The organism is Corynebacterium parakroppenstedtii (assembly GCF_019754935.1).
GTDB classification, from domain to species: domain Bacteria; phylum Actinomycetota; class Actinomycetes; order Mycobacteriales; family Mycobacteriaceae; genus Corynebacterium; species Corynebacterium parakroppenstedtii.
In genome coordinates this window covers 424475-438455 of record NZ_JAGSOA010000003.1, presented here as the reverse complement: position 1 = coordinate 438455, position 13981 = coordinate 424475, and the positions used below count along the sequence as shown (strand labels likewise).

10 protein-coding genes, 1 tRNA gene and 1 pseudogene are annotated in these 13981 nt (G+C 59.2%); 3 read left to right on the top strand and 9 right to left on the bottom strand.

The window, feature by feature from the left end; genetic code table 11:
- Position 1: 1 nt before the first annotated feature.
- The 5 genes from KCQ76_RS10490 to KCQ76_RS10470 form a co-directional block, all read right to left on the bottom strand.
- Positions 2 to 1465 carry a penicillin-binding transpeptidase domain-containing protein gene (locus tag KCQ76_RS10490; RefSeq protein ID WP_046201874.1) on the bottom strand — a complete coding sequence of 488 codons (1464 nt, stop codon included), beginning with the start codon at positions 1463 to 1465 and terminating at the stop codon, positions 2 to 4.
- A complete protein-coding gene (locus KCQ76_RS10485; RefSeq protein WP_052722426.1) occupies positions 1462 to 2919 on the bottom strand; it encodes an FtsW/RodA/SpoVE family cell cycle protein in 1458 nt (485 codons plus the stop codon). The genes KCQ76_RS10490 and KCQ76_RS10485 overlap by 4 nt, the downstream gene beginning before the upstream one ends.
- Positions 2920 to 4629: a PP2C family protein-serine/threonine phosphatase gene (locus KCQ76_RS11205; RefSeq protein WP_046201875.1), complete on the bottom strand. Its 1710-nt coding sequence runs from the start codon at positions 4627 to 4629 to the stop codon at positions 2920 to 2922. It lies immediately after the preceding gene.
- A gap of 14 nt (positions 4630 to 4643) precedes the next feature.
- Positions 4644 to 5153: an FHA domain-containing protein FhaB/FipA gene (locus KCQ76_RS10475; RefSeq protein ID WP_235428972.1), complete on the bottom strand. Its 510-nt coding sequence runs from the start codon at positions 5151 to 5153 to the stop codon at positions 4644 to 4646.
- 310 nt (positions 5154 to 5463) lie between these two features.
- The gene (locus KCQ76_RS10470; RefSeq protein WP_046201877.1) at positions 5464 to 6450 is read right to left on the bottom strand and encodes an FHA domain-containing protein; all 987 of its coding nucleotides are present in this window, start codon (positions 6448 to 6450) and stop codon (positions 5464 to 5466) included.
- 420 nt (positions 6451 to 6870) lie between these two features.
- On the opposite strand from KCQ76_RS10470, the gene KCQ76_RS10465 reads away from it, so the two are divergent.
- Together KCQ76_RS10465 and KCQ76_RS10460 are read left to right on the top strand one after the other, a co-directional pair.
- Positions 6871 to 6954: transfer RNA gene (locus tag KCQ76_RS10465), tRNA-Leu, on the top strand.
- Between the two features lie 202 nt (positions 6955 to 7156).
- Positions 7157 to 8317 carry an MFS transporter gene (locus KCQ76_RS10460; RefSeq protein ID WP_082089979.1) on the top strand — a complete coding sequence of 387 codons (1161 nt, stop codon included), beginning with the start codon at positions 7157 to 7159 and terminating at the stop codon, positions 8315 to 8317.
- A 103-nt stretch (positions 8318 to 8420) separates the two neighbouring features.
- On the opposite strand, the gene KCQ76_RS10455 is transcribed toward KCQ76_RS10460, so the two are convergent.
- Positions 8421 to 8603, bottom strand: a complete 183-nt coding sequence (locus tag KCQ76_RS10455; RefSeq protein WP_046201878.1) for a hypothetical protein — start codon at positions 8601 to 8603, stop codon at positions 8421 to 8423.
- Positions 8604 to 8790: 187 nt separating this feature from the next.
- Here KCQ76_RS10455 and KCQ76_RS10450 point away from each other — a divergent pair, with 187 nt between their 5' ends.
- Positions 8791 to 10254, top strand: coding sequence for an NAD-dependent succinate-semialdehyde dehydrogenase (locus tag KCQ76_RS10450; RefSeq protein ID WP_102215168.1), 1464 nt, complete (start codon positions 8791 to 8793; stop codon positions 10252 to 10254).
- Positions 10255 to 10267: 13 nt separating this feature from the next.
- On the opposite strand, the gene eutC is transcribed toward KCQ76_RS10450, so the two are convergent.
- The 3 genes and pseudogenes from eutC to eat form a co-directional block, all read right to left on the bottom strand.
- Positions 10268 to 11110, bottom strand: a complete 843-nt coding sequence (gene eutC / locus KCQ76_RS10445; RefSeq protein WP_082089993.1) for an ethanolamine ammonia-lyase subunit EutC — start codon at positions 11108 to 11110, stop codon at positions 10268 to 10270.
- Positions 11107 to 12422, bottom strand: a pseudogene (gene eutB / locus KCQ76_RS10440) (ethanolamine ammonia-lyase subunit EutB). The gene eutC and the pseudogene eutB overlap by 4 nt, the downstream one beginning before the upstream one ends.
- Complete coding sequence (gene eat, locus KCQ76_RS10435) at positions 12422 to 13918, bottom strand: ethanolamine permease (protein ID WP_046205309.1); 1497 nt, start codon at positions 13916 to 13918, stop codon at positions 12422 to 12424. Before eat ends, eutB begins: the two are co-directional and overlap by 1 nt.
- Positions 13919 to 13981 lie beyond the last annotated feature (63 nt).

Sequence of the window (13981 nt, the reverse complement as noted above, 5' to 3'; positions counted from 1 at the left end):
TTTACACCCCGTCCTTGAGTGCCTGGGCGATGACAGCGCGGCCGATGGGGGCTGCGACGGACCCGCCCGTTGCTGCTTGTCCTCGGTCACCACCATTTTCGACGACGACGGCCACGGCGACGTCGGCGTTCTGGGAGGGCCCGAAGGCGACGTACCAGGCGTGTGGTTTGGAGGACCGTGAGTTTTCGCCGTGCTCGGCGGTACCGGTCTTGGATGCGATGTCGGCGCCGGCGTACCCGCTGGTGCCTTTTTCGGATCCGATCATGAGCTGCGTGATGCGGTTCGCGATGTCTTCGTTGACCGCGGTATTGACTTGTTCAGGTTTCGTGGTCTTGATGGGCTTGAGGCTGGAGTCGGTGATCTGCTTGACCACGTAGGGCTTCATCCTCTTGCCTTTATTGGCGATCGTGGCGGCGATGATGGCGTCCTGCAACGGTGTGATGGACACGTCGCGCTGTCCGATGGAGGACTGCGCCAGTGATGGTTGGTCAGCAATCTCGCCGACGGTGGACGTCTGGACGGGCAGTCCGAAGTCATCCACGCTCTCACCCACGCCGAATGCTTTAGCGGTCTTCTTGAACTGCTCGGTTCCCGCAGCCATTCCGAGCTGGGCAAACGCCGTGTTGCAGGACAGAGTGAACGCGGTGGACAGCGTCGTCAGAGAACCACTCCCGCAGCGCTCACCACCGTAGTTCTCCATGGTCGTGTAGCTATCCGGCAGCGTGATCTGCGGTTCCGCGGTGACCGTGGTGTTGGCGTTGACGTTGTTCTTCTCCATGGCAGCAGCCGTGGTGATCAGCTTGAATGTCGATCCGGGCGGAAGCGTCTGCTGCGTCGCGTGGTTGAGCAGCGGCGATTCCGGGTTGTTGTTGAGGTCAGCCCAGTTTTGCTGTGCTTCCTCAGCATTCGAGGTCACGATGCTGCGCGGGTCGTAACCAGGGGTGGAGGCCATCGCGAGCACTTCCCCAGTGGAGGGCCGGAGCGCGACGACGGCACCGGTGTATCCGCGGCTGGTCATGGCGTCATAGGCGACGCGCTGCGTCTTGGGGTCGATGGTGAGCTCGACATTGGCACCCTGGGTTTCCTTGCCCGTGAGGGTGTCGGTGAACCGTTTGGTAAACAGCGAGTCGTCGGTGCCGTTAAGGATGTTGTTCTGGCTGGCCTCGATGCCCGCTGTTCCGTAGCGGTCAGAGAGGTAGCCCTCGATGGGCCCAAACGCGTCGGGGTCGCTGACGTATTCGCGGTTGTACATGTCATTGGCGCCCTTGACGGAGTGCGCCAGGATTTCTCCCCCGGCGCTGATCTGTCCGCGTTGGCGTGACTTCATGTCGTAGTACTGGCGACGGTCAAGCGAGTTCTTGGCCAGGTGGTCGGTCTGGAACCCCTGGATCCAGGTGAGGTTGGCCACCATGGCAACAACGAGGAGGAGGCAGAAGATGGTGACTGCGCGGATGGACCGGTTCACTGTTGTGCCTCCTTCTGGTTGGTGCTGGCTTGCTGGTTGGTTTTACGGTTCGGTGTCGCGGCTGACCCGCTAACGCTAGCTGGTTGCCGCGCGGAATTGGAAATGCGCAGGATGATGGCCAGCAGCATGTAGTTGGCAAGGAGCGACGAGCCTCCGTGGGCGACGAATGGCGTCGTCAGTCCGGTCATCGGTAGGAGTCTTGAAATCCCTCCGACGACGACGAACACCTGGATCGCGATGGTGAGCGAGAGCCCAGAGGCAACGAGTTTGCCGTAGGTGTCGCGTGTCTTGAGTGCTGTCTTCATGCCTCTGGCGACGAAGACGGCGTAGAGGACGATGAGCGCGGAGAGCCCCACGAGGCCGAGTTCCTCACCGATGGCGGCGAGGATGAAGTCGGAGTGCGCAACGGGCACCTCTTCGGGATACCCTCGTCCAAGTCCGGTGCCGGTGACCCCACCCCACGACAGGCCGAAGAGCGCTTGCGAGAGCTGGTATCCGCCCTCGTTGTAGTGGCTGATGGGGTCGATGAAGTTGTCGACGCGTGTCTGAATCTTGGCGGAGATGTTGTAGATCCCGACGGCACCGATGGCGGCAAGACCGAGTCCGATAATGATCCACGACGGCCGCGAGGTGGCGATATAGAGCATGCCGAGCACGGTCCCGAAGAGGAGGAGTGCTGGGCCGAAGTCGTTTTCGCCGGCCATAATGACGAGGGCGATTCCCCACACGACGAGGATGGGTCCGAGGTCACGCAGCCGCGGGAATCTCATTCCGAGGAATTTGGTCCCGGCGACGTTGAACAGTGCTCGCTTCGTGGTGAGGAGTGAGGCGAAGAACAGCAGAAGTAGGATCTTCGAGAACTCACCGGGCTGAATGGAGAACGGCCCAATTTGCACCCACACGTTGGCGTCCGCGTTGAGGCTGGTGGGCCACACCATGGGGACGGCCATGAAGATCAGACCAGCGATACCGAGCAGGAACGAGTAGTCCTGGAGGGATCGGTGGTCGCGAAGTCCGACGATGACGGCGACCATCATGGTTACACCGATCACCGTCCACATGATCTGTGAGCGGACAAGGTTATTCCCCGTGGCCAGGTCCAGCCGGTAAATCATGACGAGGCCGATGGCGTTGAGCAACGCCGCGACGGGAAGCATGATCTGGTCGGAGTAGGGCGCTTTCCACAGAATCACGAGGTGGGCGACGGTGAAAATGATGATGAACCCGCCGAGGAGGTAGGCAACATCCGTGGTCAGCGGGTGGTTAGCCGCGATTTCGACGGCGATCACCGCCAAAGCGAGGATCGCGGTGACAGCCAGCAGCAGCCCGAGTTCGATCCAGCGCCGTGGCCGTTTGGGCCGCGCAATGGGTCCCGTGTTGTCGGTTGCCTGCCCGGTTGTCGTTGCCGGGTACGCGACGGCGTTTCCCGCTGTCGATGGGTGTGAATAGGTCATTTATTTCACCTCCCGGCATGTGTCACCAGGTGTGGTGAGGTCTCCGGGTTGCCCGTTGGCGGTGTCTCCCGAGGCGTTGTTGGCTGCGGATCCGCCAGCACTGGGTGCGCTCGGTGCGGGTTCGCCACTGGTTGCCGCGTCGGAGGGCGCGTGTGGCTCACCACTGCGGTTGTCGCGGGCTGCGTCGGGATTATCGGCGTTGCCGTGCGATGATTCGCGGGTCACGCACACAGGGAGCGCCTGCTTAGCTAGTCGCTCCATTTGTGTTTGGACGTCGTTGTAGTCCCCCGATGGCAGATTGTCGACGTTTGTCCGCGTCGATGGCGGAAGATCGGTGAGTTGGAAGCGGTGGCATTTCTTAGTGGAGTTCGCGTCCAGCAGCGTGAGGTTGCCCTTGGCGTCCAAACATGCGCGTTGGTACGTGCTGTGGAGCGTTTTTCCGAGGATTGTTTCGTCTGCACCTTTATAGACGACGAGTTCGTTGTTGTCGGTGGCGATGTAATAGCGGTTATCTAGTGTTTTCTTCGCCCACCATCCGCCGGCACCGATGACGACGGCGAGGATAAGAACAATGACGCCCACCGTGAGACCGATGCGACGCCCTTTTTTCTTATTGTGTTTTTCGTGGTTATGGCCGTGTCCTCCGGCGACGGCTGAACCGTGGGTGGAATCAGTACTGTCCTTCGCACCACGACCTGCTGTGCTACTACGTTCATTGGCCCCGGCGGATGTACCACTGTGTGCGGAATCGGCAAGGTCACCCCGGGATGTGTGTGTTCTCCCGTTGTCGGAGGGGCCACCACCGTTGTTGGGTGACGCCGGTTGCGATCCGGAGCGCGCTCCAGGATTTCGTTGGGCCTGGGCTTCCTTGTTCTGTTGTATAAGCTTCATGCCGACGGCTCGGCCGGCTGCGGTATCAGGCCGGGCGACGTCGGTCTGTTCCGGATCGAGCGCACCGACGAGGAGAGGTGCGGCCGGGGCGTAGTCGTCGTCGCTGGTGTCGACGATTTCTCCGAGAACGACGGTGACGTTATCGGGGCCGCCGCTGCGTAGAGCGAGGTCGATAAGGCGCTCGGCAGCTTGGTCGAGTGTGCCACGGGAGACGATATCCGCGATGGTGTCGTGGCTGACGGGGTCAGAGAGGCCGTCGGAGCACAGGAGGTAGCGGTCACCGGGGCGGACGTCGCGGAGCATCAGGGTGGGCTCCACGGGGCGGCCTGTCAGCGCTTTCAGGATGAGGGAGCGCTGCGGGTGGTTGGAGACGTCTTCGGGCGCCAGCTGGCCTTCGTCGACAAGGGATTGGACGTAGGTGTCGTCTTTGGTAATTTGCTCTAGTTGTCCGTCGCGGTAGAGGTATCCGCGTGAGTCGCCGACGTGGCAGATGGCGAGGGTGTCGTCGTTGAAGAAGAAGGCGTCGAGGGTGCACCCCATGCCCTCGGTGGCGGGGTTGATGTCGATCTGGTTAGCGATAGCAGCGTTACCTTCGGCCATCGCGTCGGCCAGCTGCCCGCACATGTCGTCGCCGGGTCCCACATCGTCGACGTGGGCAATGTGGGAAATCATGAGCTGGGAGGCTATTTCTCCCGCCGCATGTCCGCCCATGCCGTCGGCCAGTGCCAGCAGGTGGGGGCCTGCGTAGGCAGAGTCTTCGTTATTTCCGCGGATCAGTCCTACGTGCGATGCGGCCGCGTAGGTCAGGGCATATGTCATCTAATGATCCCTTCCTACTGCACGTGCAGTGTGGTTCGGCCGACGCGGATGGCATCTCCGCGGGTGAGGGTTTCTAGCTGGTCGATGCGTTGCTCGTTGAGGTACGTCCCGTTGCGCGATTCTAGATCTTCCACGAACCAGTCGTTTCCGTTTCGGATGAACCGCGCGTGACGGGATGAAGCGTAGTCATCGCTGAGGACAAGTGTGCACGACGATGCTCGTCCGACGAACACTTCAGATTGCGACGTCAGGTCGATCGTTTGTCCTCTCTGGGGCCCGTTGGTCACGACGAGTTCCGAGAGTGGGGCCTTATTTCGCTGGTTCCGTCTGCCGTCGGCGTTGGGGGCGACGGTCTGGTCAGGCCCGCCTTGGGGCGCTGCTACGGCGGGTGCCGCGAGCACGGTGGCTGAGGGCGTAGCCGAATCCCGTTTGAGAGCGCGCAGGGTGAGCGCGATGAAGAGCCAGAGCAGGATGAGGATGGCTAGTTTAACGAGAAACAACACCGTGCTTTGCATGGTGGGCATCCTCCTTGGTTGTGCAGCAGCATCGGTTGTGGCTCCATGTGCGCCAGCTGGATAGTGAGCTTACAGGCACACCTGGACACCCCACCGATTCAAGTCGTGCCCTACTTTACCTTCTTTGGTGTGCCCGCGCGCCAACCCCGCAGCATAAAGCCCGTGTTCGTAGAGGTGCGGTAAAGCTTTTCGACGGTGTCAGCGTCGGTATTCACACCACTATCGACGACGGTACCGCCGCGGAGTTTGGTCTGCGTCGAGCTAGTTTCTCACGCGGACGCGGCCCCTGAGTTCGCACTCCGGTTTTACGTCCGTGGGCCTACTTCTGAGGCGTGTTGATTCGCACCTCTATATAAGAGTGTCCGACGGTGATGACGTCTCCGTCGGCCAGCAGCCAGTTGTCGATCGGGGTGTCGTTGACGGTGGTGCCGTTGGTCGAATGTAGATCCACCAGGACGGCTTCTTTCCCGTCCCACACGAGTTCGGCGTGTCGCCGCGATACGCCGGTGTCGGGGAGGCGGAAATCCACCTGGTTACCGCGCCCGATGATATTTGTTCCTTCGTGTACGTGGTATGTCCGGGAGGACCCGTCTTGAAGTAAGAGGGTGACGGCCGCTTGTTCGCTTGCCTGTCCGCTTACCGACGCCTGTCCTGGGGCATAACCGCCGTTGTCCTGCACGTTCGGCGATGCTGCGGCATCGGCGGGGGAGACGTGCCCTGTTCCCGGGGCGGGGTTAGCAGTGTCGGCGGCGTCGGCAACTTCGGACCACGCTTGTGCATGGCGGTAGCTGTCATAGTCGACGCTGTGAGGGTAGCCAGATTGTCCCTCTGGTTGCCCCGACTGCCCCGGCTGCTCCTGGTTGGCGGAGTCGTTTTGATGTGAGGCGTAGACCTCGGTGGGTGGGCTCACTGGCCGCGCATCCTGGTGCTCCGAAACGGAGGAGTGGCACTTCAGTTGGCCGGTGTGCAGGCCTTTGTCGCTTTTGAGGTCCACAGTGACGGCTTCGTAGGTGCGCCATCCTTCGTTGCGGATGAAGCGTCCAAGCAGGTCAGAGAGGTCGTAGTTCAGGTCCGGATCGGCGTCGTTAATTTTGTCCAAGTCTTTTGCTGCAAGGTAGACGACGTACCGGTCGGGGGCATATAGAGTGCCGTGGGGTCCATAAACCAAGGAATCCTCGGCCTCTTGCTTCAAGAGTTCCTCAATTTCGGCAGGGACGACGGACCCGCCGAAGACGCGTGCGAATCCATTATCCATGCCGCGTTGCAGGGAGCTATCGAGCTTTCGGAAACGCCCGAGCATATCCATATGAACTGGGACACCTTTCTTGGCATCGCGCGAAAATCCAGGGCTGCACTCATGTGCGGCTGATGGCAAGCAGTGTGTGCTCAGCCGCGGTTCTTCCCTGATCTGCGATCGTTCTTGATGTGACCGTGTTGTTCTCTACGCTATGCCATTTGAGAGAAGTTCAGGTCATTATACGAATTTCTTTCGTAAATACATAGGAGAGCAGCGTACTACGTCCAGGTTTTTCGTCGAGTTCGATCACTATCGACGGGATTGTGCGCGATATGAATACGAAATGTATGAGATATGAAGCTGACATATTAAGAGGTATAGGGGTGTTTTCGATGAGTTCGTGGACTAGTCTGTGGACTTTTGCAAGTCTTTGACCTGCTCTTTTGTTTTCGACGCGGGACGTCGTGCTAAGCTGACGTGCGTTGTTTCGGGCGAGTGGCGGAATGGCAGACGCGCTGGCTTCAGGTGCCAGTGTCCTTTACGGACGTGGGGGTTCAAGTCCCCCTTCGCCCACAACTTCATTGTGAGTGTTAGTCCCCGTTGGTTGTGATCCTGCAAGGGTTTCAGCCGACGGGGACTTTCGCATTCTTCCGGTTTCCCCTCACCGTCGTTGATTCTTTGTCTACAGTATTCCCTAACGAAACCTAACTTCATGCTGGAGGACGGAGTAGGGGCTTGATCGACGTGGGTTGATGATCTGTGAGGGGGTCGGGATATGAGCGCGATGAACGATACGGTGCGACGACTTTACGACGGTGTAGCACTGTCGTACGGAATGACGATGGTCGTACTCGGGTCGACGATTCCGTCGGGGCTGTATTCGATATATCAGCGGGATTGGGGGCTGGGTTCCAGCTCAACTGTCGTCTTCTTTTCTTTTTATGTCGTGGGTGTCGTTATTGCCTTATTGTTTGGTCACGTTTCTGACACTGTGGGAAGAAAACCAGTTATTTTGACGTGTGTTGGTCTCTCGTTGGCCTCGAGTGTGACCTTTACACTGACAACTAATTTCCCTGGTTTGTGTATTGCCCGCACACTATCCGGGTTATCGGTGGGGTTATGCACTGGTGCGTTTACGGCGGCTCTGCAGGAGGCGATATCTCCTGCCTTGGGTGCCCTTTTGAGCACGATTTACACATCATTGAGCTTGGCTCTCGGGCCTTTGTTTGGCGCGTTCATTGCCTTACATTCGGGATTACCACTAAGAATTCCTTTCATCATTTACGGAATTCTGACCGTCATAGCAGGCGCGCTGGTGTTATTAATCACCGAGACTCTCGAGAATCGAGAACGGCTGAGGCTAAACGTTCAGATCGGCGTTCCGAAGAATCTCGTGTCTGCTTTCATTCCGTTCGCTGTCGCCATTGGAGTTGCCTACGGTACAAACGGTCTTTTCCAGTCTGTCGTCCCACTCAGCATGAAAGGCTTAGGAGTATCCAGCCAACTGGGCATGGCCTTTACGACGTTTCTCATGCTTGCCGTTTCCGCGGCAACTCAAATTGGGATGGCATTTCTTCCCCGCGAGCCAAGTTTGGCGGCTGGAATGATTATTTTGGTGGTGGGCCTGGGATCCACCGCGGTGTCCCTCATCATTGGCGAGCCCATCGTGGCCTGGTTCGGCATCTGTATTTCAGGTATTGGGCAGGGAATCAGTTTTCGCACTTCGTTGGCTGGCACAGCCGAACTATCGCCACGATCCGATAAAGCCAAGACAGTATCGACGTACTACGTGGTCGGTTACGTGGCTACGGCCGTCCCGGCTCTCGGCGCAGGAATTGTGGGCGGTCAACCTTATGTTGTCGCCATCGTGTGTGCCATCGTCGCCGCTTTTGCTATCAGCAATGTGTTTTTACTACGCAGTGGTAAGCGTCGGTAATGGTGGGGAGTTAACGGCGGCTGAAATGACAATGGTGATAGTCCCCCGTTATAAGAAAGCCGATGGCAAAAGCCGAGAAAACGGGCGTTTCCCCATTGTGCTTTTAGTTGTCGAGGGTGACTTCGATGTTTTCTTCTTCGGTATCAAACCATAATGCGGCGCTTTCTTTTGCAACGGCTTCCGCATCTTCACGTCGATTTGCCTGACCGAAAATGTCGTACTTAGGGATGGTGACAAGCCACCATTCTCCATCCGGTTCAACTGTTGCATGGACGTGTATTGCCATTATTTTTATCTCCAATGTGCTGGCGTAGTGACAATAACTGTAATAATATCTCCTCTGATTCCGGTGGAGCAGTGTTTCTCCACTATTCCGCTTTCCCGACGCAAAAGTGTAACGGGGATTACCCTGGCAGTTATCCCTACATGTGACAGTCAACTGATCTGTGACAATCAATCTGAAAGGCGTCGTTGTGTCTATTGATCCAAAAGAGCTTATAGCGAAAACTCCCACCCAGTTGTTTATTAATGGGAAGTGGGGTGATTCGTCTAGCTCAGAGACGTTTGATGTGGAGAACCCTGCCACCGGTGAGGTCATTGCAACCGTGGCTAGCGCAACGGGCGATGATGCCATTAAAGCTCTTGACGCGGCATCCGATGCCCAATACGAGTGGTCACATACGTCGACCCGTGAGCGCAGCTCAATACTAAAAAAGGCGTTTGACCTGGTTCAAGAGAACTCTGAGGAATTAGCCACGTTGATGACGCTGGAAATGGGGAAGCCCCTCGCGGAATCCCGCGGCGAGGTGACTTACGGCGGGGAGTTCCTCCGCTGGTTCTCTGAGGAAGCGAACCGCATTGGGGGTCAATATTCCACGAGTCCGGAGGGCACTCTACGGTTCCTAGTCTCTCGCCGCCCTGTCGGGCCATGTTTCCTCATCACACCGTGGAATTTCCCGCTCGCGATGGGCACCCGCAAGATCGGCCCAGCGCTGGCTGCCGGCTGCACCGTCGTGTTGAAGCCCGCGCGTCTGACGCCTCTCACCTCGCTGTACTTCGTCGAGCTGCTTCGTCAGGCCGGCGTGCCTGATGGCGTCGTCAATGTGGTGCCGTCGAAATCTGCGTCGTCAGTGTCGGAGCCGATCATGGGGGATTCGCGGTTGCGCAAGATGTCGTTCACCGGTTCGACGGGCGTCGGTAAGCACCTGCTCGAAGCTGCCTCGAAGAATGTGTTGCGTACCTCGATGGAGCTAGGTGGCAACGCTCCGTTTGTCGTTTTTGACGACGCGGATCTGGATAAGGCGGTTGAGGGCGCGATGGTTGCAAAGATGCGGAACATGGGGGAGGCATGCACGGCTGCGAACCGATTTATTGTGCACGAGTCGGTGGCCGAGGAGTTCTCGAAGAAGCTGGCCGAGGCAATGGGTGACCTGACGTGCGGAAATGGGTTGGATGAGGACACGACGTGCGGCCCTCTGATTGAGAAGAAAGCCCTGGATAACGTGGCCGCTTTGGTTGATGATGCTAAAGAGAAGGGCGCGAAGGTGCTCTGCGGTGGCGAACCCCTTGAAGGTAAGGGCTATTTCTATAAGCCGACGGTGCTTTATCCTGTTCCAACCGATGCGCGAGTATTCCGGGAAGAGATTTTCGGGCCCGTCGCCCCGATTACGACATTCTCTACGGAAAGCCAGGCACTTGAGTTAGCCAATGACACCGAATATGGATTGTCATCCTATTTATTTACGACGAATGTCCAGCGCGCGCTGCGGTTCTCGGAGGACCTCGAGGCTGGAATGGCCGGGTTGAATGTGGGAGTGTTGTCCAACGCCGCGGCTCCATTTGGTGGCGTGAAGCAGTCCGGCTTGGGCCGCGAAGGCGGAAACGCCGGCATCGAGGAGTACCAGGAGGTTCGCTATATCGCGATGCCGACGGAGTAGAGGCGCGAACTTTTTAGCTGGAAATAGCGTGCCGCGTCGCTTTCAAAGTCGCTCCTGATTTCCCTAGTTCCATCATTTTCGAGATGAGATCGGCCGCGGTGAATGCTGCGTGGTCATAACTCAGTCCGTCCGGCGGGTGAATGTTGGAAATGCAGTTCCGCCGCTCGTCGGTCGTCCCCGGTGACGCGTTATACGTGATGTACATGCCTAGCGAATATGGCACCGAAAGCCCAGGTCGCTCGCCGATAATGACTACAACGACGCGCATGTTCATGGCGTGTGCAATGTGATCGCCCAACGCGACCCGCGCTTGGTCTGCTCTGACGGTGGGGGCAATGGAGAGCTCCGGACAGATGCGGTGAAGCGCGTCCCGCAACGCTTCTTCCGTGGCTTTCCCGTGGTAGGACAGCGCATCGGGGGAGAGACCATCCGCCATGACTATCCCCACATCCCATCCAGCCTCGCGAGTGGGCAGTTTCTTTAGGTCGTCATCGTTGGGGAGTCGTCCCAGGTCAGGGCGTCGCAAATACTCCGACCGATCCTCGGCGCGCGACCGCACGAGCGGTGCGTCGGCAAGGAAAGAAAGTCCGTTCGTGGTGCCGGAACTACCCGCGTCACCCGTGCCATTCGAATCACCTGAATGAACAGCGTCGCGTGCGGCCGCGTGAGCTGCTGCGAACGATAGTTTCGATGAGGTCGGTTGGGCCGCTCCGTGTCTCCCTAACCCGATCCGCGCCGTGGTGAGATCACGTACCCTCGCCCAGGCGTCGGGACGATGATCGTCCTTAGCGCGGTTGCCATCTTTAGCGCGGCCGGCTTCGCCACCCGTGGTTGTGACGTCGAGCTGCCCCGTCATGATGTCCACCCCAATTCCATGGCATGGTCGGGCGAGAGCGCAGGCGCGGGGCCCTCGTCGGCAAGCAACCCGCCTTGGTCCGTAACCCCGGTTGTGTGCAACCACTCTTCGAATTCGGGCGCTGGCCGTTTGCCCATGGTGGCGCGAACCTGCGCGATGTCGTGGAAGGACAGGGATTGATAGCCCAACATGATGTCGTCGGCACCCGGAACGGCGATGACAAAACCGGTGTTCGCCGCCGCCAGAAGGTGCAGGAGCGTGTCCATATCGTCGCTATCCGTTTCGGCATGGTTGGTGTAGCACACGTCGCAACCCATTTGAATGCCCAGAAGCCGGCCGCAGAAGTTGTCCTCCAGCCCGGCCCGGATGATTTGCTTACCGTCGTACAGGTATTCGGGCCCGATGAATCCCACCACCGTATTGACCAACAGCGGACGATACACACGCGCCACCCCGTACGCGCGAGCCTCCAAAGTTTGCTGGTCAACAGGTCCATCGACACCTATGTTTGCCCCCGCCGACAAGCACGATCCCTGACCGGTCTCAAAATACAAAGCATTCGTGCCGACGGTTCCTCGGCGCAATTCGTCCGCGGCCTGCTCTGCTTCGGCCAGCATACTGAGCGACACGCCGAAGGACCGCAGCGCTCCTTCCGTTCCCGCAATTGACTGAAACGGCAGATCCACGGGTGCGCCGGCCTCCATGAGGTCAATGGTCGTCGAGATATGTGTGAGCACGCTCGACTGCATAGGGATGGAGTACCGTCGCCGCACCCGAAGAGCAGCCCGTCGAGAACGCTGGCCGCCACACCCGCGGGGTCGTCGGTGGGGTGGTTGGGCTGCAACCGCGACGACAAACGACCAGGTAAACCCAGGGTTGTTCGGAATTTCGTAACGACGCTTAACGCGGCGGATACCGCGATCAGCTCTCCATTGCTCATCAGTTTGGAGACAGCTGCGGCCATCTCTGGTGTCAACCCCCACGCCAAGGAGGAGATGTCGGCGCTGCGATAGGCCTGTTCCAGGAGGTATTCGCGGAATGCGCCCACGGTCATGTGTGCGAGGGGGCGGAACGCGTCGGAGTCGTGGGTTCGGTGGATGAGGTCTGTGACGGCGTCCTCGATGAGGGGGCGACGGATGAACTCGCGTAGTTCCACGTCCGCCAAGACCATTGCGGCGGCGACACGTTCGGCCGCGGAGTGTGCGGCACATCCGGCCAGTTGGTCACCAGAACGGATAGGCGACGCCTTCGCCATCACCTCCGTTAAGGATGCGAATGAGTACGTGTGTCCAGCGAGGTGTTGGGAATACATTAGTAGACCTCCTCGGCCTGGAGGGTGGTAAGTGTGCGTGGGGTGTGGACGGGTTCCTTCAGATCCTGCTCGGCACGTTCCCGCGCAGCACGTTCCCGCGCAGCGCGCTCCTGTGCAATATCCACCGGCGACGTATTCCGGCCCCACACCGCGTACCCGACGGCCGCCAGCGCCATCACGCCCAATGCGCACCCGGCAAGCATGGGCGCATTCATGAACGTTGCCACGACCGCGCCCAGCGACAGCACCAACGCAACACCCGAGGTCACGACGCCACCGGGCGTCCGGTACGGCCGCGGCAGCTCCGGGCGTCGCACCCGCAACACAATATGCGCCACCATCATCAATGCATACGACACCACCGCGCCAAACACAGCAACAGACATCAGGGCGTCACCATCCGCCACCAGCGTCAACGCAAAACCCACGCACGCGGGGACAATCAACGCCCACGTCGGCGCGCCGCGGCGGTTTGTCGTCGATAAGAAAGCGGGAAGCAAACCGGCACGGGACAGCGAAAACGTTAGCCGCGAATACCCGTAAATAATCGAAAAGAACGACGCCACCAGGCCCAACAGGGCCGCGTAATTGATGGCCACCATAACGGCATGGTTCGCGCCGACGCGCTCAAGGGCGGCCACCAGCGGATTTCCCGACTCCGCTACGACGCCAGTGCCTGCGGCACCCGGCCCCACGACCATCATCGTGATAGCCGCCACCAGCAGAATCATCATCGCGACGACGATCGCCTTCGGAACCGATCGCGCCGGGTCCTTCGCCTCTTCGGCAGCCATCGGAACGCCCTCAATGGCCAGGAAGAACCACATGGCGAACGGAATAGCTGCCCAAATTCCCGCGAGACCACTGTCGAAAAGAGAAATACGGTCAGACGTGCCGGGTTCAGTGTGAGATGAGGACCCTGACCAGCCATCGGTGAATGCGCTGATATGTACGTGCGGGGCCATCACCACGGTGTACAGCACCAGTGCAGCTACGGCGATGATGGTGACGACGCACATCGCTTTGAGGGCTTCGCCGGCGCCTGCCAGGTGGACAACCACCACCGCGATGTAACAAAAGAGATAAATGGGCCAACCTGCGGGAACGCCCGGGATGTGGAGGGATTCGACATAACTGCTAATGAAGGTCGCGATGGCCGCAGGGGCTAGCACGTACTCCAACAGAATGGCGATCGCCGTCATGAAACCGGCGAAATCACCTACTGCTACCTGCGCAAACAGGTGGCCGCCGCCCGCAGAGGGGAGGGCCGCCGACAGCTCCGCGAGGGCCAGGCACATGCCCATGTACAGAACCGCAACGATGAGGAGGGCGCAGAAAAGACCGCCCCAGCCGCCGGAACCGAGCCCGAACTGCCAGCCGGCGAAGTCCCCCGAAATGACGAAGGATACCCCAAGTCCAGCCAGGACAACCCAGTTGAAAGAACCCCGCTTCAAATGGGTCGACGGCTGTGTGTTGGTCTCAAGTGTTGCGGTCATAGTGAGACGGTAGGTGCGCTTTCTCTCTGTCCCGTTGCTGCCATGTTGCGGGAGCGTTGCTTT